The organism is Sphingobium sp. AP50 (assembly GCF_900109095.1).
Classification (GTDB): Bacteria; Pseudomonadota; Alphaproteobacteria; order Sphingomonadales; family Sphingomonadaceae; genus Sphingobium.
Map to the genome: position 1 here is coordinate 1 of NZ_FNYZ01000001.1, position 18,752 is coordinate 18,752.

General features: G+C 60.8%; 16 protein-coding genes and 2 pseudogenes. 10 read left to right on the top strand and 8 right to left on the bottom strand.

Features of this window, described 5'->3' with window-relative positions:
* Positions 1 to 308: 308 nt before the first annotated feature.
* Positions 309 to 554 carry a helix-turn-helix domain-containing protein gene (locus BMY84_RS00005; RefSeq protein WP_093079113.1) on the top strand — a complete coding sequence of 82 codons (246 nt, stop codon included), beginning with the start codon at positions 309 to 311 and terminating at the stop codon, positions 552 to 554.
* Between the two features lie 45 nt (positions 555 to 599).
* Here BMY84_RS00005 and BMY84_RS00010 read toward each other — a convergent pair whose 3' ends face one another.
* The 5 genes from BMY84_RS00010 to BMY84_RS00030 all read right to left on the bottom strand — a co-directional run bounded on the left by BMY84_RS00010 (position 600) and on the right by BMY84_RS00030 (position 4,666).
* Positions 600 to 1,490, bottom strand: a complete 891-nt coding sequence (locus tag BMY84_RS00010) for a site-specific integrase (RefSeq protein ID WP_093079116.1) — start codon at positions 1,488 to 1,490, stop codon at positions 600 to 602.
* 24 nt (positions 1,491 to 1,514) lie between these two features.
* Entirely contained in the window at positions 1,515 to 2,114 is a 600-nt protein-coding gene (locus BMY84_RS00015; RefSeq protein WP_143074947.1) for a DUF6538 domain-containing protein, read from the bottom strand.
* 392 nt (positions 2,115 to 2,506) lie between these two features.
* Positions 2,507 to 3,058: a DUF924 family protein gene (locus tag BMY84_RS00020; protein WP_093079121.1), complete on the bottom strand. Its 552-nt coding sequence runs from the start codon at positions 3,056 to 3,058 to the stop codon at positions 2,507 to 2,509.
* Between the two features lie 116 nt (positions 3,059 to 3,174).
* Positions 3,175 to 3,792, bottom strand: a complete 618-nt coding sequence (locus tag BMY84_RS00025; RefSeq protein WP_093079124.1) for an isochorismatase family protein — start codon at positions 3,790 to 3,792, stop codon at positions 3,175 to 3,177.
* A gap of 55 nt (positions 3,793 to 3,847) precedes the next feature.
* Positions 3,848 to 4,666 (bottom strand): pirin family protein, encoded by an 819-nt coding sequence (locus tag BMY84_RS00030; protein ID WP_093079126.1) that lies wholly within the window; start codon positions 4,664 to 4,666, stop codon positions 3,848 to 3,850.
* Between the two features lie 96 nt (positions 4,667 to 4,762).
* On the opposite strand from BMY84_RS00030, the gene BMY84_RS00035 reads away from it, so the two are divergent.
* Positions 4,763 to 5,641, top strand: a complete 879-nt coding sequence (locus BMY84_RS00035; protein ID WP_093079129.1) for a LysR family transcriptional regulator — start codon at positions 4,763 to 4,765, stop codon at positions 5,639 to 5,641.
* An 81-nt stretch (positions 5,642 to 5,722) separates the two neighbouring features.
* A pseudogene (locus tag BMY84_RS00040) lies at positions 5,723 to 5,935 on the top strand (LysR substrate-binding domain-containing protein); the annotation flags it as partial.
* Between the two features lie 164 nt (positions 5,936 to 6,099).
* Here the strand turns inward: BMY84_RS00040 and BMY84_RS00045 are convergent.
* Entirely contained in the window at positions 6,100 to 6,522 is a 423-nt protein-coding gene (locus BMY84_RS00045; protein ID WP_177203848.1) for an NUDIX hydrolase, read from the bottom strand.
* 453 nt (positions 6,523 to 6,975) lie between these two features.
* Here BMY84_RS00045 and BMY84_RS30310 point away from each other — a divergent pair.
* Positions 6,976 to 7,089, top strand: a pseudogene (locus BMY84_RS30310) (hypothetical protein); the annotation flags it as partial.
* Complete coding sequence (locus BMY84_RS00050; RefSeq protein ID WP_256214977.1) at positions 7,090 to 8,631, top strand: TonB-dependent receptor plug domain-containing protein; 1,542 nt, start codon at positions 7,090 to 7,092, stop codon at positions 8,629 to 8,631.
* Here the strand turns inward: BMY84_RS00050 and BMY84_RS00055 are convergent.
* Positions 8,594 to 9,262 carry a cation transporter gene (locus BMY84_RS00055; RefSeq protein ID WP_093079135.1) on the bottom strand — a complete coding sequence of 223 codons (669 nt, stop codon included), beginning with the start codon at positions 9,260 to 9,262 and terminating at the stop codon, positions 8,594 to 8,596. The two genes, BMY84_RS00050 and BMY84_RS00055, sit on opposite strands and share 38 nt — an antisense overlap.
* Positions 9,263 to 9,328: 66 nt before the next feature.
* On the opposite strand from BMY84_RS00055, the gene BMY84_RS00060 reads away from it, so the two are divergent.
* On the top strand, positions 9,329 to 9,733 hold the full coding sequence (locus BMY84_RS00060; protein WP_093079138.1) for a MerR family transcriptional regulator: 405 nt from the start codon (positions 9,329 to 9,331) through the stop codon (positions 9,731 to 9,733).
* 100 nt (positions 9,734 to 9,833) lie between these two features.
* Here BMY84_RS00060 and BMY84_RS00065 read toward each other — a convergent pair whose 3' ends face one another.
* Complete coding sequence (locus BMY84_RS00065) at positions 9,834 to 10,280, bottom strand: Rrf2 family transcriptional regulator (RefSeq protein ID WP_093079140.1); 447 nt, start codon at positions 10,278 to 10,280, stop codon at positions 9,834 to 9,836.
* Positions 10,281 to 10,367: 87 nt separating this feature from the next.
* On the opposite strand from BMY84_RS00065, the gene BMY84_RS00070 reads away from it, so the two are divergent.
* From BMY84_RS00070 to BMY84_RS00085, 4 genes are all read left to right on the top strand, one after another.
* The gene (locus BMY84_RS00070; protein WP_093079143.1) at positions 10,368 to 11,147 is read left to right on the top strand and encodes a class I SAM-dependent methyltransferase; all 780 of its coding nucleotides are present in this window, start codon (positions 10,368 to 10,370) and stop codon (positions 11,145 to 11,147) included.
* Between the two features lie 449 nt (positions 11,148 to 11,596).
* A complete protein-coding gene (locus BMY84_RS00075; RefSeq protein ID WP_093079145.1) occupies positions 11,597 to 12,649 on the top strand; it encodes a hypothetical protein in 1,053 nt (350 codons plus the stop codon).
* A gap of 266 nt (positions 12,650 to 12,915) precedes the next feature.
* Complete coding sequence (locus BMY84_RS00080; protein WP_143074948.1) at positions 12,916 to 16,761, top strand: hypothetical protein; 3,846 nt, start codon at positions 12,916 to 12,918, stop codon at positions 16,759 to 16,761.
* A complete protein-coding gene (locus BMY84_RS00085) occupies positions 16,703 to 18,310 on the top strand; it encodes a hypothetical protein (protein ID WP_143074949.1) in 1,608 nt (535 codons plus the stop codon). The genes BMY84_RS00080 and BMY84_RS00085 overlap by 59 nt, the downstream gene beginning before the upstream one ends.
* Positions 18,311 to 18,752: the final 442 nt, after the last annotated feature.

Sequence of the window (18,752 nt, forward strand, 5' to 3'; positions counted from 1 at the left end):
CAACACCCAGCGTCCGCACTCAGGCCTGGCCGGAAAAACCCCGGTCGAGGCCTATCGGCGGATCGCGCAATCAGATCATGGGGGGCATGCCCCCCATGATCTGATGATCAAACAGGCGGCGTGAACGACAACCGGGATTAGCTTAACTTAGCCGCCAAACTGTCCAAGAAGGCGGGACCACCTCACCGCAAGTCATCCCAATCACAGCTAGCATAGGCCTAAAGATGCTCATGCCCAATTCCTAGAACAAAGGAAAAGGGTCGTAAATGCCGTGGTGTTAAATCCCTGATCCGACGACCGCATATTGTGTGGCACGGATCGCAGGACATAATGACACAGACGGGCAACTGGCTCGACTGGGCGTTGCGATCCGCAGCAAACGCAAGTCGGTAGGGCTATCGCAAGAAGCGTTGGCGGATGCTGCTGGCATAGACCGCTCACACATGGGCAAGATTGAGCGCGGCGAGCGGAATGTCACGTTCCTGAACCTAAGTCGCATCGCCGCCGCTATCCAGCTACGCCCTTCCGAACTTTTGGTGGAAGCGGACCTGTAACCGACTTTCTCGACAGAAGGCGTCATTCCGACCGCTTGATGCGTGCTACCCTTGCGGCATCGGCAATTTCAGGCCGGGAATGCGGAAGGATGCGATGGCATCGACAAGGACACGCATGGATGGAGCCGCACCGTATTTGTCGGCAGCATCCTTGCCCTCATGTCCTTGGAATTGGCGGCAGACCCGTTCCGGCATACCGGCATCAACGGCATGGGTTTTCCATGTGTGCCGGAAGGAGTGAAAGACCTTCGCCTTGTCATCAATACCGCAGGCCCGCTTATACCGGCTGAACCACTGGCCCCACTTGTCAGTCAGCTTCATGCCGATACCGATAGGCTGTAGGGCAGGAAAGACCCGTCCCGACTGATCGGGCAGCTTGGTCACATAATCGACAAATCCCATTTCAATCAGCTTGGGATGCAGCGGCACTAAGCGGCTGCTCGCCTCATTCTTGATTTGATTGGGTAAGGCGTCATCGTCGCCTATGTCGGTAATGTCGATGCACCATGCCTCTTGCCGCTGTTCGGCAGCGTCTATGTAGGCAACGCGCTTCACATCACTGACCCGAAGCTGGCCGATTTCTTCCCGTCGCGCCCCCATGAACAGGGCAATGAGCGGCATCCAATATGCAGCCTCCCCATAGCCAGCCTTCGACCGCTTATCAGCCGTATAGACCGGGCCAGAGAACAGCGCATTGAGGTCATCAATGCTGAAATCCTTGCGCTTCTCGCCCCGCTCACTGACGGCCATCTTCACATCACGGGCCACGTTGACCGGAACATTATCCTCTTGCGCTGCCCACTCTAGCAGGGTGCGGAGATAGGTCAGCCGGTCCCGCACATTGATTTGCGACCGTTTAGGATCGGCAATCAACAACCGTTTATAGGTCATCACATCGGCCTTGGTGATTTGCTCAACGGACTTCCGGCCTATCATGCTGTTGAACAGCTTTGCGTCTCGTCAATAGGCATCCTTGCCACGGGGAGACGGCTTGCGCTCCGCAGCCCAGCCATCGACAATATCAGTGTCGAGATAGACGCCCTTGCCCTTCCCGGCAGGCGTGTCGCCTTGGTACTCTACGGCCTGATGCTGCATTGCCGATCCGCGCTTGAGCATCCGGCCAATGAGCCGTTCTTGCTCAATGTCGGCCATTTCCCGCTCATGCTGGACTAGCAGTTGCCCAGCCCGAAGAATGTCGGCTGGAGAGGCTTCAATGCTCCTGCCTTCTGCCATCGCATCCATGATCGGCTCCAGCGCCTCAATCTCAAAGTCTCTGTCATCGGTTGCGGGATCGCTTTCCCATATGACCGACTCGACCTTGGGAATGGGCGGCTTAGATGCAGGCTTGTCAGCAGCGGCCTTATCCCGGCGCGCTTGATCCAGCAGCTTATGAGCGGCCTTGGTATGATCGGGGATGATTAGCTTCGCGGCGTCCCGGTCCTTTAGGCTCAGAGACATTTTGATTTCCCGCTTGCCACCCATGAACGGGCGCAAGTCCGCAGGGATGCTCATTCGGAAATAATATACGCCGTTGGGTGTTTTGTGCAGATAGGAAGACACGGCTTCGTCCTTCGTACGTTTGTACTAGACGCTTGTGAAAAAGCCTGCAATTCCAATGTTTTCTAGGGATTTCAAGCCCCTAGAAAAAGTGGTGCCAGAAGAGCTTTCGGCCGGGCGACCTAAGCGATTGATTTCGCAGTAAAATCATAGACTTGCGAAGTCGCCGGGAGCAACTTTAGCATGCTTTCGATTTGTGGAAAAGGCTGGACGTAGATGGACGGGTCGCCTCTGGTCGCTGCGTTCTTTGATGCGCGTCCGGGCCTGGGACAAAACCGTCGTTCGGGGCTACCTTGAGGAACGGCAGGTTTCGGAAAAACCAGACCCAAAATCGCCGAAATGATATCGAGGCGCTCGTGCCCGCCGCTTCTGATAGCTGGGATCACATCGGGCAATTAGCCGCGCCTGCTTCGGTCCTTTAGAAACTCCCACTCCTCGCCGGTGGGTTCCCTGGAAAGAGCATCGTTGCGATATGGGAACCGACCGAAGCGTGAAATCTCGTCAGAATGGGTTTGCGCAAATGCAAGCAGATCGTCGGCAAACTGCCTCAGCGCCGTGAAGCGTTCGACGCTCTTTTCTTGAAGAACCGGGTCCTCAGCGTGCATCAGTGGCATGTAGAAGAAATGGCGATGGGCGAAGGAAAGCGTCTCATCAGCGCCGGTTGCAATCCCCTCCAGCGTCAGCTTCTGAGCTTTGCGATCCTGTGCGAAAGCGCGCGCAGTACCGCGGTAGATGTGCCGGGAAAACTGGTCGAGTACGAGTATTAGAGCGAGGCGGCCCAGAGGGGTAGCCTGCCAATCATCCAGTATTCCAGCAGATGCTTCATCGTGCAGATGGCCGAACTGGTTACGCACGACCGGGTCGAGCTTTCGGCCGCCTGCGAACCAGTTCTCCGGGGTCAACTCGCGGAACCAGAAATCCAGAACTTCGGTCTGCCGTTCATCCATCTCTGTTCTTCTCCTTCGCGCCGCTTACAACGTCCGGCACCCGATCTGGTGTTCGAAGTATGCAGAAAGGCCGGATCACCGCCTGCTTGAAGCTGATCCGGCCTGCATGGGAGGCGTCAGGCGATGCCCGCGCCGAGCGCCGGGAACACGTCGCTGAACAGAAGGCCGATCAGTTGCTGGCCGTCCGGCGTGGACCAGTCCTGCGCGATTTCGGCCATCAAGGTATTGGTCGCGGTGAGTACGACGCCGGCGTCGTGCATGCGCTGGCGGGCCAGTTCCTCGGACAGGTCGCTCGGCGAACCCGAGGCATCAAGCACGGCCTGAACCGAAAAGCCTTCGAGGACGGCGTCGATCGCCGGGAAGATCAGGCACACGTCGGTGGTGACACCGGCCATGATGAGGTTCTTGCGGCCCGTGGCAAGTACGGCGTCGCGAAAATCGGGATAGGCCCAGGCGTTGACGACGCCCGGACGCTTCACGCGTGCTTCGTAGGCCTCGGGCAGAATCTCAGCGATCTCGGGCAGGATCGGCCCCTGTGCGTTCTCTTCCTGGCTAGAGGTAATGACCGTCGGCAGGTTCAGGATCTTTGCCATCTTGGCGAGCGCAATCGACTGCTTGGCGGCAAACCCTGCATCAATGTTCTTGATCAACTGCATGGTGCCGACCTGATGGTCGATCAGCAGCAGCGCGGTGTCTTGCGCGGTGAAGCGGTCGGGAATGGACGAGGTGGTCATTGTAGGTTCCTTTCTTGTCGATGTTCCGGGAATGGCCCCGGGGCCTTTGCTTGGGTCAGATAGAGAGGTGCGATACGCGCCGCATGGCGTCATCCAGAGCCGCAGGCGTTGCGGTCATGAGGGGACCATGGGCGTAGATTGGTTGCTTGAGCTGCGCGCCGGAGATCAGGACGACTCGAGCCGCTATATCCTGCGTTTCGATCCGAATGCGGTCGCCCTCGTCAGATGCGAAGCCTATGGCCTGGGTCTGCGAGAGGGCGGTCGCGCTGATTATTGCTGCGCCTTCAAGCACGATGAGGATGCCGCCCCAGCCGGCCGGTACGTCGAAGTCATGGGCGACACCCGCTTCCAGCGCGAATTCGGCGATCCGGACCGGCGAGGGCAATGCATCTTCAGCTGCGCCCAGCGTTGTCCCATCCACGGCTGTCCTGCTTGTCCAACCTTCGCCTGAAGCGTCCTGGACCATTGCGGCAGGAACTGCGAAGGCAGCTTCTGGATCGGCTTGGCTGGCGGCGGGAAGGTTTACGAAGATCTGCAGCCCCCGCGCCGGCCCGCCGCCCTCGATCGGCGTCTCCTCGTGCATCATCCCGCGCGAGGCCCGGCTCCAGTGCAGGCCGCCGGGAAGGATATTCTGGACATCGCCCAGACTGTCTCGATTGACGAAGCCGTTAGGCGAGTCTGCGAAAACGTAAGTCACCGCAGAGAAACCGGCGTGGGGATGCGGCGGAAAGGTCGGCCCGTTCATCTCGAACCAGTCGATGTTGATGACCGGGTCGATCAGGTTGCCGAAGGCCTGGCGCGGATACTGCCGCGCCGAAAAGACGTTGCCGTGACGCATCAGCGTCGGAGAATGGATGGAGGAGAACTGGATCATGGCGGTTACTCTCGCTTTCGTTGAAACCTATATGCGCCTGTTCGTGCGCTCCGATAATCCTTGCAGTTGGGAAGGCATTGTTCCATTTTCGGGACGATGAAACCTTCCCTCGACGATCTGGCGTTGCTCGTAGCCATTACCGACCAAGGCGGGTTCACGGCTGCGGCGAAGGAACTCGGCATTCCCAAATCGACGGTCAGCCGCCGTCTTTCGGACCTCGAAGCCTTGCTGGGCACGTCGCTGTTCCGTCGTTCGACGCGCGCACTTTCCCTCACGGACGAAGGGAAGCGGATCTACGAAATGGCCAAGCCTGCTATCCTGGCGGCCGACGAAGCGGCGCGGGCCATCGCGACACGCGGGCGTGTGGTTGGAGGCCGGGTGACGCTGACGACGACCGCCGCACTGGGACAGTATCTTGTCGCGCCGCATCTGGTCGCGCTGTCCGAGACCTACTCCGATCTCCAGGTCGAACTGCGCCTGACCGAACGGCGAGTGAACATCGTGAGCGACGGCATCGATCTGGCGGTGCGTATGGGCGCGCTGGAGGACAGTGATCTGGTTGCCCGTCGCCTTTGCCAGGTAACGCGCCGCCTCGTCGCTTCACGCTCCTATCTCGAACGGGCGGACCTGCCTGCAGAGCCGGCAGACCTGGGTGCTCACAAGGCAATCCTGACCAGCGCGGCGCTGGATACCTGGCGTTTCGAAGGCGGATGGGACTGCTCAATGCGTTGGTCGATCGCGGCAGGCAACATGCTGGTTGCGCACCAGCTGGCGCTGATGGGCAACGGGATCGCGCTGTTGCCCGACTTCATGATCGAAGCGGATATCGCCCGGGGCGATCTGACGGTCGTGCTGAACGAGTTTCCGATGCCGGCAGCCGATGCCTGGATCGTCAGCACGTCGAAGCGATACAAGTCGTTGGCAGTCCAGACTGTCCTCAACGGTCTGGTGGATGCCGTCGGATCGTACCGCTGAATGCGCAGTTTAACTCATGAGCTGCCGGCTTGCCCTTTCGATGGCGCCGATTACGCCAATGCAGGCCATAACGGCAAGTTCGAAGGCATCCAGAAGGCGATGGATACGGCGCGGTCGCAGCAGGAGACGCCGTCCGGCACCTTGCGCATCAATGCGTTCGCGACGGCCGCGCGCGAGATCATGGTGCCGCTGATTTTGGGCTATATGGAGCGCTACCCGCAGGTTCATATCGACCTCGTCACCGAAGGACGGCTGGTCGACGTCGTGGCGGCAGGTTTTGATCTGGGACATCGCGGAAGATTCTATCGCTTAAACAACAAACGGCGCGTGTTGGTCGCGACCGATCTCCCCCGAGATCGCGGAGAGATGGGGCTTTTCCGCCGTTCCCGAATGAGCCGCTGAGCGGCAGGTTCTTATGGAACCTGCCGCTCACAGTGCCGATGACAGCTAATCAACCATCAGGAGCGCGCTTCATCTGATTGAGCAAAGCGCTGGAGGAGGGAACGAAGTTCGGCGCTTTCAACCATTTCGGGGATTTGCGCTGCTGAAACCCATTGCCTCTGCCGGAAATTCATTTCCGGCCAGGTTGGTAATTCCACCGTCACCCGCATCGGAAATGCGTGAACCGGAACCTCTATCGCCGCCCCATAGCCGACCTTCTTCCGCAGATGATATTTGGCGAACGGCGTCTCTGCGATTGAGCCGATCACACCGGCTTCCTCAAAGGCCTCCCGCGCTGCCGAAGCGTGTGGCAACATGCCGCTTACAGTTCCCTTTGGCAGAACCCAGCGGCCCTTCCTGCGAGAAGTGACGAGCAAAAGGGAAAGCTGATCCGTCTCATCGAGGCGATAGGGAATGGCTGCAGACTGAACCTTCTTCATTTGGGCGAGTTTAGCCAGGCCATGTGGGTTCGCTAGCCATATCATACGTGGGTCATCTTTGCCTTGACCCTGTAGTTGCTACAGGCCCTATGAGGCGCCCCTTGATCGTAAGTCTGATCGAACAGGGGTTGGCATTGAAGTCTGTTTCTCGAACGCGCCGACCGGCGAACTACGTCCTCCACTTGCTGCTCTTGGGGGCTGCATGGCCCGCGACGGCCTATGCGCAGGCAGATACCGACGCAGACGGGGAAGAAGAGCCCGAGATCGTCGTGCAGGCGACGCGGACGGGCCGGCGCGTGCAGGACGAACCGATCCGTGTGGATGTTGTGAACAGGGAAGAGATCGAGGAGAAGCTCCTCATGCGGCCGGGCAACATCGCCATGCTGGTCAGCGAGACCCCTGGCGTCAGGGTTCAGACCACGTCGCCTGCGTTGGGGGGGGGCGAATGTACGCATCCAGGGCCTAAAGGGCCGATACACCCAAATCCTTGCCGACGGCCTGCCGCTCTATGGCGGGCAGACCCCGTCCATCGGTCTGCTCCAGATTCCCCCTACAGATCTCGGTCAGGTGGAAATCATCAAGGGCGCCGCATCGGCTCTCTACGGACCTTCGGCCCTTGGCGGCGTCATCAACCTTGTGTCGCGCCGGCCGGCGAGCGAACCGCAGGGTGAGTTACTGCTGAACGCGACAAGCCGGAACGGTCAAGACGTCACGGGCTATGTTGCCTCGCCGATCAGCGAGACGTTGAGCGCATCGGTCACGGCAGGCTATGATCGGCAGAGCCGCCAAGACCTCAACGACGATGGTTGGGCGGATATGCCCGGCTTTGAGCGCTTCACCGTTCGACCCCGGCTTTTCTGGGATGGCGCTGACGGATCGAAGGCCTTGCTGACCTTCGGCGCAATGGCCGAACAGCGTGACGGGGGCACGATGCCGGGCGCGGCGGCACCGGATGGGCAGCCTTTCGTGCAGGCGCAACGCAGCCGCCGATATGATCTGGGTCTGACTGCCGAGACGCCGCTGGAGGGCATTGGCACGCTTCACCTACGTGCGTCCGGCGTGACCCAGTCTCATCGCCATCGCTTCGGTGAGACACAAGAGAATGACCGGCACAGGACCGGTCTGGCCGAGGCATCGATCGGCGGAGAGGCCGGTGCGACCACTTGGTTGGCGGGCGTGGCCATCCAGGCGGATGATTATCGCTCCAAGGCCTATTCTGCCTTCGACTATAGCTACACCGTGCCATCGCTCTTCTTTCAGGGGGAGCAGAAGGTGGCAGACAGGCTGACCCTTGCGGGCAGCGCGCGGTGGGATGGTCATAGCGACTATGGTTCGCGTGTCAGCCCGCGCCTCTCGGCGCTCTATAAGCCCGGACCGTGGACAATCCGCGCGTCGCTCGGGCGCGGATTTTATGCACCGACGCCGTTTGTCGAGGAGATCGAGGCGAACGGCTTTTCGCGCCTCGTGCCCTATGCGAAGTTGAAGGCCGAGGTGGCGGACAGCGCCTCCATCGACTTCGGCTACGTCCATGGCCCGTTGGAAGCCAATGTCAGCCTGTTCGCATCCAACATCGACAATGCCGTGCAACTGCAAACGGTCGATTCCAGCCATGTGACGCTTATCAACGCTGCTGGCCTGACGAAGACGCGCGGTGCGGAAGTGCTGATTCGCTACCGTTGGGATGCAGTCACCCTGACGGGCAGCTATGTTCATGTCGATGCGCGCGAGCCCGACCCTGACGCCGCTGGTCGACGCACGGTCCCCCTGACACCCCGCGACAGCGCCGGACTGGTCGCCATGTGGGAAAAGCATGGGCGCGGACGTATTGGGATCGAAGCCTACTACACCGGTCGCCAGTCGCTGGATGACAATCCCTATCGCACCCGCAGCCGACCTTATGTCCAGCTTGGCGCCATGGGCGAACTCGTACTGGGCAAGGTCAGCCTGTTCGTGAACGCCGAGAACCTGCTCAATGTCCGGCAGACCAAATTCGACCCGTTGCTCCTCCGCAGTCGCGCGCCGACAGGTGCGTGGACGGTCGACGCCTGGGCGCCGACCGATGGCTTCGTCCTCAATGGGGGTGTGCGGTTCCGGTTTGGCGGGGAATAGCATGGCCGTGGTCGAGGCTCTTCAACTCTAACCATGCCTGGCAAATGATCTGCCAACCGCCCGAGACACCAAGACCGGCCAGCACCGCTGCGACAGCAATGTCAGGCCAAGCCGTTCCGGTGCCGAAGACGCCCAATGCTGCCGCGACCACGGCGATGTTCCCGATCGCGTCGTTGCGTGAGCAGATCCAGACCGATCTGCGGTTCGCATCGCCCTCCCGATGCCGCCACAGCATCACGGCGCAGATCAGGTTGGCGACCAGCGCGAGCACGCCGATGATGCCCATGGTCTCGGCTGTGGGGAGCGTGCCCTTGGCCGCCATCCACGCCGTGCTGCCGATCACCCAAACGCCCAGGAGCAGAAGCGATATGCCTTTGGCGAGGGCAGCGCGGGCGCGCCAGCGCAGCGCGAGTCCGGCAACACCCAGGCTGATGGCATAGTTGGCCGCGTCGCCCAGAAAATCGAGCGCGTCAGCCTTGAGCGATGCTGATCCTGCCGTGACGCCGGCGACGATTTCGACGCCGAACATCCCGGCGTTGATGATCAGCGCGATCCAGAGCGCGCGGCGCCAGACGCGATCGTTTGTCTTTCCGCCAGGGTCGGGTGTTCCGCTGCAGCAACCGCCAGCCATGTGCCATCTCCTTTTCGCATTGATGGCAGCCTATATAGGGGCTGTAGCAACTACAGGGTCAAGAGCATGGCATTGACGATCGGGGAAATGGGAAAGGCCACAAGCACGAAGATCGAGACGATCCGCTATTATGAGCGGATCGGTCTGCTTCCAAAGCCCGCGCGCACGTCGAGCAACTACCGGAACTATGGGCAAGCTGAGCTTGGCCGCCTGTCTTTCATCCGGCGGTCCCGTGATCTGGGCTTCTCGCTGGATCAGGTGCGCGCGCTACTCGGCCTTTCCGACGACCGAAGCTGCGACTGTGCCGGGATCGATCGGATCGCCAACCAGCACCTCGTGGAGGTGGATCGCAAGATCGCTGATCTCCAAGCCTTGAGACGAGAACTGAAGGCAGTGATCGACTCCTGCGATGGCGGGACTGTCGCAGAATGCCGCATTGTCGAAGCCTTGGGACCGGTAGCATCCGAATGATCGTCGGCTTTTTGGCCGGAAGCTGACGCTACCGGTGTGGATGGCTACGTCCTGAGTTGGTCGCCTGCTGTCAGTGTTATGTAGCCAAAGGGTCAGGCGTTTATTTAGGCGCGACGCTATCAGCCTGAGCGCAATGCACTTCGAAGCCACGCGCCAGTTCGGCGAGGCTGACCACGCCCAGCCGCGCGACCAGTAGCGCTTCAGCGTCTCGCAACGCATCCTCCACCGCAGCGTTGACGACCTTCTCGACCGCGCAGTTTGGATTACTATGCTCGTTACCGATTGCGAATATGCGCGAACCACCTACCGCCCGGTGGACATCGAGTAGCGAAACCGTCTCCAGATCCGCGGCGATGCCCCATCCGCCGCCATGCCCCTTCTCCGATCTGACATATCCCGCATCGCGCAGGCCTGCCATCGTGCGGCGGACGACTACTGGGTTCGTCCCGAGCATCCGCGCGATGGCGTCGGACGTCATCGGGCCATCATGGCGTGCCATGTGAAGAAGCACATGGAGCATTCTCGAAAGGCGGCTGTCGTTTCGCACGGCAAGATCTTTCCCGGACGTCGAGGGATTGGCAAGCGCATCTCATCACGATACTTATATTGTTACATGATTCGTGGAGCGTTCGCCATGCCGGAGTTCGAGAGCCCAGACCATTGGGACACCGCCGCCCAGCATTATGAGAAGACGGCGCATCCCTTCACTATGCGCTATGCCAAGGCGGCGCTGGCGCGCGTTACGCTGACACCGGAAAGCCGCGTCCTGGATGTCGCGGCCGGCACCGGTGCGCTGGCGCTGACGGCAGCACGAAGCGGCGCGCAGGTGCTCGCAACTGATTTCTCCCCCGGCATGGTGGCACGCATCGCGGCGGCGAAGATGCCCAATGTCGAAACACGGGTGATGGATGGACAGGCGCTGGCGCTAGACGATGGCAGTTTCGATGCGGTGTTCTCGATCTTTGGCGTCATCATGTTTCCCGACTGGCGCAAGGGCCTTGCCGAAATGGCAAGGGTAACGCGCATCGGCGGGACAGGCGTTGTTGCGACATGGCAGGACCGGGGTGCCGCCACCTTCCTGCTGCTCGGCCAGATCCGTCGCAAGCTATTTCCTGATCGTGAAGGCATGACCATGCCGGACGCGGTCAAGGCGCTGAGCGACCCGACCGATTTCGCGCGCGAGCTGGTTCTTGCGGGATATCACGACCCACGGATCGAAGAGGTCACCTACGACTACCCGGTGGATATGACCTTGCTTGTCGAGCCCGATACCCTGTTCGGCATGTCGCCCGACTGGACCAGTCTAAGCGATGCGGAGAAAGTCGCAGTCATCGCCGAAGTGCGGGCTATGGCTGGTGATCGCGCGATCCTCCCTATCCCTTCGACCGCGCTCATCGCGGTGGCCCGGCGGTGAACCAGACCATTTGCTGCTGAGGGCTTGGCGGCAATGTTCTGCCTCGAAGCGGGAATGGCGAGTTTCGGCAAGATCAGCCGGCCAGACGCGGGTCGGGGAGCGGCTCGAGTTGGTCGCGTGCTGCCGGAAGCAGAACGCCGCGTCGTGGGACTTATTTGCCATTCCCAGCAGCGACGGCGAACGACATCTTTCGGCAGAAGCGGCCCCTCCCTCCTTTGGCTTGGCCTGAAGAGCGGACGCCCCAACAGCCATGACGATTGGGTCAAACGCAGGGTCGGCGGCCCTTTGTCCGGCAGGTCCTCAATCGTGAAGGCGGGGCCGTCCCAGTCGATCACGTCGCACAGTCGGCCAGCGACACCATTTCGGGTGTTTTCTCCGCCAGACTTCGGGCGATCATTGGCCTAGATCACACCACAGCATTCTCCGTCGCGGACATGAAAAGGATTGCCATGACCTCCAATCTGCCGGCCATGCGGGGCCTCGCCATCGGACGCAGCACAGGTTTCAGTTACGACGAGATACCCACAGCCGAACGTCAAGCACGCGCTGAAGCCAATCTCTTGCACCGGGTCGTCTCGGCGTATCGCCGGCTGGGATATATCGTCCACCAGGGCGTGGTGCTGAACGGCATTCAGCTCGATCTCCTGATCGAGGACGGTCCGAAGAAAACTCCCGTCGAGATTTCCGGCGAAGTGGGTTCCGGCCAGATCGACAAGCTACGGCGCGAAGTTCTTCGTCTGGTGACCCTGCGTGGACGCGACGCCTGGACCGACACGCCGGTCATCATCGTCACAGGCTTCGCAACGCCGGTCACCGCCCATTGGGCGCGACATCAGACCGAGGTCCGGATCATCCGGCTTGATGACCTCGAGGCGGAGGCGGATGCACAGGCACCACCAAACCCGGACTTTGCCCCCCTATCTGCCGAAGACCTTGAGCAACAGCGCGCGCAGGCGCGGCTCGCGGAACGGGAAACTCTTATCGCGCGACTGCGCGCGCACGATGCAGACGCAGGCGTGCTCACACCCACAGACTATGAGGGTCTTTGCAAGGAGGTCTTCAGGTTCCTGTTCGATCCCAGCCTGTTCGGCTTCGAGTCACAGACAGGGACAAGCGACGGCGCAAACCGCTACGACTTCATCTGCCGCATCGCCACGGATCGCGCGTTCTGGAGCGCGCTCAAAACCGACTTCCGCACCCGCGCGATACTCTTCGAGTGCAAGAATTACACAGATCCGATCACAGCCGATCAGATCTACTCGACCGAGCGCTACCTCTTCTCGAGCGCGCTACGCACGGTCTGCTTCCTGATCGCCCGCAAAGGCGGCGACGATAGCTGCCAGCGCGCAGCGCAAGGGGCGATGCGGGAAAGCGGCAAGCTGATCCTCGTCCTCTCGAACCTCGACCTGATCGAAATGCTCGAATTCGGCGACGACATCGACAGCGCGGAAAACCATCTCGACGTGCTGATCTGGCGCTTCATCATCAGCCTGCCACGCTGACGCTGGCAGTGGCGACGCTGCAATCGGTCACCCCAGTCCGCGACTCCCTAACTCCGCTTGAACGCTTCATAGCCAGTCAACGGCGCGAGCGGACATCGCGGTAATGGTTGATCGAGCAGCTAGAATTGGGGCGGCAACTGCCCGTCGGCTTTCGGATGGTTGATCGCGATACACTGAGATCGTCCCGATTTCCCGTTCCAGTTATCCACTGCCCTTCCACCAACAAACGTGCTCCAGCGCTTCCTTAATATGTCGCGGCGACGGCTGTGACAATTCCGATTGTTCTTCTTCCGTTCGAATCTCTCAAGCGCTATTCTGACGTCATGGTTACTGCGATACAGATTGCCGATTGGGCGGGCACGACACCCGCTGCGACAGAACTGCCTCGGCTGCTGCGCCGACTCATTCACAGCGTCGCGACCACGACGCAGATAACGATGCCAGCCGGCGAGTCCGTGTCCCTGCCAGGTTTTGATGGTGAGCTGCACAGCGAGATCGGCAATGCCTGGGTGCCGGCCGGTCATTCGTTCTGGGAATTGAGCTGCCGCGCAGACGCTACCACCAAGGCGAATGAGGATTTTAGCAAACGGGCCCTAGCGACGCCTGCCGAGGTCAAGGCTGACCGAATTTACGTGGCCTGCACGGCACGGCGCTGGGCGGGAAAGACGCGTTGGCGCGATGAGAAGATCGCCGAGGGCAGCTGGAAGGACGTTCGTGCCTATGATGCCGACGATCTGGAACAATGGCTCGAGCAATGTCCGGCGGTCGCGTTGGCATTTGGCGAGGAGCTGGGCATCGCCGGTCCGGGCGTCGAGAGCTTGGCGGCGTATCTGGAAAAATGGGGCGCGCAGTGCAAACCTAAAATCATGCCGGACGCGCTGCTTACTGGCAGAGTCGATCAAATGGCCAAACTGGCCGGGCGGATAGATCAGATCCACAGCGGAACGGCGCGTGACCCACTCGCTATCAAGGCCGACAGCGTCGAGGAGGCAGTCGCGTTCGCCGCAGCTGCGCTGATCGCGCATGAACAATTGTCCAGTCAGGCGGTGATCGTGACCAGCGCAGATGGCTGGCGCTATGTCGAGAAGAACATCGGCATCACCATTGCCGTTGCGGCGACGCCAGCCGTCGCCGAGGCACCCGCGACCCGCGAGCGGCTGGCCCTGCTCGTACCCTATGCGTCGGGCGATATGGCCCGCCAGTTCAGAGGCGTCGCGGGACGGCTGAACGATGCCGAGATGGTGCTCGAGCGGGCGCTGCCCGAGGAATTCGAGAAAGCGCTGCAAGCGATCGGGCTCGACGAGAATGACACGCGGCGCCTTTCAACCCTTTGTGGCCGATCCTGGTCGGTATTTCGGCGTCAGCACGCGATCAACCCCGCTATCCGGCGGCCCGCCTGGCTCGACAGCCCTGCGGCCGATGCGCTTGCCGCGGTGTGCCTCATCGGGGGCTGGTCGACCGGGAAACCCGGAGATGCCGAAATCGTCGCTAGGATCGCTGGCAGATCCTATGACGACCTTGAAGCCGATCTGCTTGCCCTCGAGCGGCTCGACGATTCCCCGCTGCTACACATCGGCAGCGTTTGGAAAGCAAAGTCTGCGCTCGAACTGCTCGCTATATTCGGGGAGCGCCTCACTCCAACTCAGCTGGACCGCTATTTCACAGAGCTAGAGGCCATCCTTTCCACGCCCGATCCGGAACTGGAACTTGCGGAAGAAGACCGGTTCGCCGCCGCCATTCACGGCAAGGTGCGGCCAATCAGCGGCCTGTTGCTCGATTCGCTTTGCGACACCCTGATCAAGCTGGCGGTCCGGGGGCCTGACATCCCGGCGCTCGTGGCGATCGACATCCAAGGCCGAATCGGCCGCCTCGTCCACAATCTGCTGCGTGATTGTGATCGGGTGCGTTGGCTTTCGCTGGCGAGCCTGCTGCCCGCACTGGCTGAGGCAAGCCCGCACGAATTTCTTGGCGCGGTCGAGCGCGGCCTCGATGTACCCGGAAGCGGCCCGCTGGCGGTCTTCGCAGAGACTAGGAGCGCGGGCATCGGCAGCCGCTGCTGGCATGCCGGGATACTTTGGGCGCTCGAGACGCTGGCTTGGGCGCCCAATCGATTGCGGCGCGTTTCGCTGATCCTGGCCAGGCTAACTGCCGTCACGATCGAAGGCAATTGGGGCAATACGCCGCAAAGCTCGTTGCAGGACCTCTACCGTAGCTGGTTCCCGCAAACCGCCGCGACCGTCGAGCAGCGCATCGCAGCGATCGATTTCCTGATCGAGCAGGTCCCGGAGGCAGCTTATCGGCTGCTCAACAGTCTGACCGGCCCAGGCCCCGATTCCGCATCCCATATCGCTCGCCCCAAATGGCGGGATGACGATGCGGGTGCAGGCTATGGCGCGACCCATCTCGAACGCCATACGATGCTGGTCGCGGCTATCGACCGGCAGATCGAGATGTCACGCGGCAATGCCGCCCGCATCGCGAAACTCGTTTCCAAATATACGACGCTCGACGCGCCGCGCCAGGAGCGTCTCATGGCGCTGATCCGGGAGTGCCGAACCGTGGGCGACCAGGACAAGGAACTGATCCGTTCTGCGCTCCGTCACAAACTCTACTGGCACCATAATTATGACGACAAGCGCGACGACCCGACCTTTGCTGAGTTCCTCGCGCCGCTGGAGGCCGCCTATGCTGACCTCGAACCCGACGATCTTCTGATCCGCCACGCCTGGCTGTTCCAGAGCGGTTGGGTTGAGCTGCCCACCCGGACACGCGGGACCGAGCTGGACGCCGAAGGCAAGCAGAGCGCACAGGCCGCTCGGGCCGCGCTTGGGGAGATATTCGAAGTCTTGGGCTGGGAGGGTGTTCTCGAACTGGCCACCCGGCACGGCGAAGCATGGCCGCTCGGTGCCCATCTGCGCCATCTCGGCATAGCGGAACAGGAACTCGAACGCTGGATCGTGGAAGATGCGGGCCAACTGCATCGCGGCGAGATTCGGACAAGTCTTGCCACGAGCATTTTGTGCAGTGTGTCGCCGGAGCAGCGTCATCTGGCGCTGGACAGGATTTTTGAGCGCGCGCGCATCGCCGAGCATGGCTCGGAGTGGCTGGTTCGCCTGCTGCTGCTGTGCCCACACGATCCGCAGATCTGGGCACGCGCCGACAGCATCGGCGAGACCGAGCATTTCTGGTCACATTGCATCGGCAATCTATGGCTCGACGACCCTGCCGAGATGGAAACCGCTCTGCGCAAGCTGGTCGCGCACCGGCGCCCAGTCTCGGCGCTCAAAGCCTGTCACATCAAATTCTCGGGCCATGACCCCGAACTGGTGATGGAGATGCTCGAAGGCGTCATGAAAGGGTTCGAGCTTGACGAAGCCCAGGTGCCGCAGAGCTATGTGTTCCAGCATGCGATCGACTATCTGGAAGAGACCGGCGCGATTGACGAGATGCAACTGGTTCAACTTGAATTCGCGCTTATCCGCGCGCTGGGCTTTGAGGAGGAGCAGCACGCCAAGTCGCTGTACCGGGTTCTAATGTCACGACCTGAAGTGTTCCTCGAACTCCTCTGCCTGATCTACAAGCCGCGCAATGGGCCGCCGCGGGATGCCGACGACCAGCAAAAAGGCGCAGCCGAGAATGCCTGGCACATCCTGCATGCATGCGAGCGCCAGCCGGGCACGAATCCGGACGGGTCGATCGACGGCGATCTGGCGATCCAGTTTGTCGAAGATGCCCGGCGACTTGCCACCGAACAGGACCGGCTCGAGGTGTGCGATATCACGCTCGGACAGATTCTCGCGCACGCACCCAATGGCGCTGACGGCTTTTGGCCGGGCGACTCCGCAAGGGTACTGCTGGAACGCGCACCCTCCGAGGATATGCTTCGAGGCTTCTACACCGGCAGCATGAACAAGCGCGGCGTACATTCACGAGCCGCCTATGAGGGCGGCGACCAAGAACGGGAGCTCGCGGCGCATTATCGCCATCATGCTAACGGGCTGGAGGAAACCCATCCGCAAGTCGGCAAGGCTTTGCATGAACTGGCGCGCTCCTATGACCGACACGGGGCAATTGAGGATCTCGACGCGAAACTGCGGATCGAAGGGCGGTAACGCGGCAATGGGCCAGATCGGGCGCGAAGTATATCGCTGCAAGCTGGCGAGATACTTATCGCAAAGCATTGATGAGGATATGATTTCGCTCATATCCGCCGTCGTCGCCGTGCAGTCCGGCCATGCCAGCGGTTTCCAGGCGGTTCATGATCTCCCGGGTGAGGCGCTCGGCGCGGAGCTTGGATCTCCGTACCATATTCCACCCTGGTCCCTGGAAACCCTAGTCAACGAACTGCTCGCGATCCCGAAGCCCAAGGGGTTTGGTGTTGGCCAGACCAGGCTCCTCAACGCGCAGCGGTTCCAGACATTGCGCGTTTTGCAGGGCATCCTGATCAAGCTCGAAAATGCCGAAGACGGCGTCTTCCTCAAAAATCACGATGTTTCCTATGAGATGGCGCGGATCGCCCAGCGACAGTTTCCGTGGCAACGGGGCGTTGCGAATGCACCGCATCTCTACCGATCGATACTACTCTACGGAACCGGCAGCGCGCGCGACTTTTTCGAGGATGACGCTGGCCTTGCCATTCCCGACTTTGTCAAAGTGGGCGCCTGTTTTTCGGGAGCGCTTGCCGGAAGAGACTATACCGAGCGAACAAAAGACCTGACGATGATCGGGATCACGCCCAAAGTTCGTGAAGCGGCACTTGCCAGGCTGGCGATCTCCCATGGTGAAGCCCGCGTCCGTGCGGCCCGGATGCGCAAAAATCAGCGTCATACGGGATACAGTCCCAGCATATTGCGCGACTTTCCGATCATAGCGTTTGGCTCTCGAGGCGAGCGACTTCGGGCACCAATCCCGGAATTGATCATGTATCGCTATACCACCGGGCTGTATCTCGATGTGGTTCGTGGCGGCGCAGCAGTATGGACCGAAATCGGCAAGCGGTTCGAGACCTACGTGCTCGGCTATCTCGATGCCATGATGGCACCCTATACTGTGTCAGGCGAGGTCACATACGGGCCGAAAAAGGCGCAGTATCGTACCCCGGACATCCTCGTGACTGGCCCCGCTGGGATCGTTGGGCTGATTGAATGCAAGGCGAAGCGCATGAGTTTTGCCGCACGATATGCCGATGACCCTATAAGCGAGGCGGCGATCGGTTTCGACGAACTCGCCAAAGGGATATTTCAACTCTGGCGCTTTTTCGCGCATGCACGATGCGGGTGGACTGGAACGCTGACACTTGCCCCGGACTGCCAGCCAGTCATTGTGACGGCCGACAGCTGGCTCGCAATGGCGAGCAATCAGGCCGAGAACGTCCTTGCAACGGCGCATCGACTTGCGGACGCGGAAGGTGGCATTGACACGGAGGATCGTCGCGAGATTGCATTCTGCCAGATCGACGATGTCGAGTTTGCGCTCCAGAACGGCACCGCAGATAGCTTTCTCTCGGCTGCCAGGACGATCGCCTCGGGCGAGAAGAAGGGCTTCATGCTGTCAGTCGCGCATGCCGCAAATATAGGCGTGCAACGGAGTTATCCGTTCAAGGACAGGATCGGGGAGCTTTTGCCGTGGATGGGTGATTTCCGGGAAGAGCCGACGGTCTGAAGGGCAGCGGCTTGGGTTCCATATATCACCAACTATTACCCGGCTAACGCAAACCTTGCAAAAACGCGCATGGCGCAGGCCGTAGCCTGCCGCTAGATGAACGGACGGAGGATTCTAGGGTTTGGGCCAACCTCAGCGGAATGGCTGAAAAGGGACGATCGCTGCCCGGCAGTTGCCGAACTCGCGAATGACCGGTTCCGGCATGAGCAGACCTTCCCGGGGAAGCATCGGAACGGCACGTTCTGGTCGGACATAGCCACGAAGCGCCGATCACCGATGGCCCCTGCGGTGACGAATGAGATGCCTCAGAAGGTCATCGTTGGACCGTGCCATTCCATTCAAATCATTGGGTATCTGGACGCCGGTAAACCAGCTCGCACCTGAATGACGGGATGGTTCGAGTCCTTTTGGCATTCGGCTGCTCATGTCCGAAATACACCCA

Bases quoted from the DNA above. Each gene is read 5' to 3' on its own strand.
- BMY84_RS00010 (WP_093079116.1), bottom strand. From the start codon at position 1,490: ATGATAGGCCGGAAGTCCGTTGAGCAAATCACCAAGGCCGATGTGATG.
- BMY84_RS00020 (WP_093079121.1), bottom strand. From the start codon at position 3,058: ATGGATGAACGGCAGACCGAAGTTCTGGATTTCTGGTTCCGCGAGTTG.
- BMY84_RS00025 (WP_093079124.1), bottom strand. From the start codon at position 3,792: ATGACCACCTCGTCCATTCCCGACCGCTTCACCGCGCAAGACACCGCG.
- BMY84_RS00030 (WP_093079126.1), bottom strand. From the start codon at position 4,666: ATGATCCAGTTCTCCTCCATCCATTCTCCGACGCTGATGCGTCACGGC.
- BMY84_RS00035 (WP_093079129.1), top strand. From the start codon at position 4,763: ATGAAACCTTCCCTCGACGATCTGGCGTTGCTCGTAGCCATTACCGAC.
- BMY84_RS00045 (WP_177203848.1), bottom strand. From the start codon at position 6,522: ATGAAGAAGGTTCAGTCTGCAGCCATTCCCTATCGCCTCGATGAGACG.
- BMY84_RS00055 (WP_093079135.1), bottom strand. From the start codon at position 9,262: ATGGCTGGCGGTTGCTGCAGCGGAACACCCGACCCTGGCGGAAAGACA.
- BMY84_RS00060 (WP_093079138.1), top strand. From the start codon at position 9,329: ATGGCATTGACGATCGGGGAAATGGGAAAGGCCACAAGCACGAAGATC.
- BMY84_RS00070 (WP_093079143.1), top strand. From the start codon at position 10,368: ATGCCGGAGTTCGAGAGCCCAGACCATTGGGACACCGCCGCCCAGCAT.
- BMY84_RS00075 (WP_093079145.1), top strand. From the start codon at position 11,597: ATGACCTCCAATCTGCCGGCCATGCGGGGCCTCGCCATCGGACGCAGC.
- BMY84_RS00085 (WP_143074949.1), top strand. From the start codon at position 16,703: ATGACCGACACGGGGCAATTGAGGATCTCGACGCGAAACTGCGGATCG.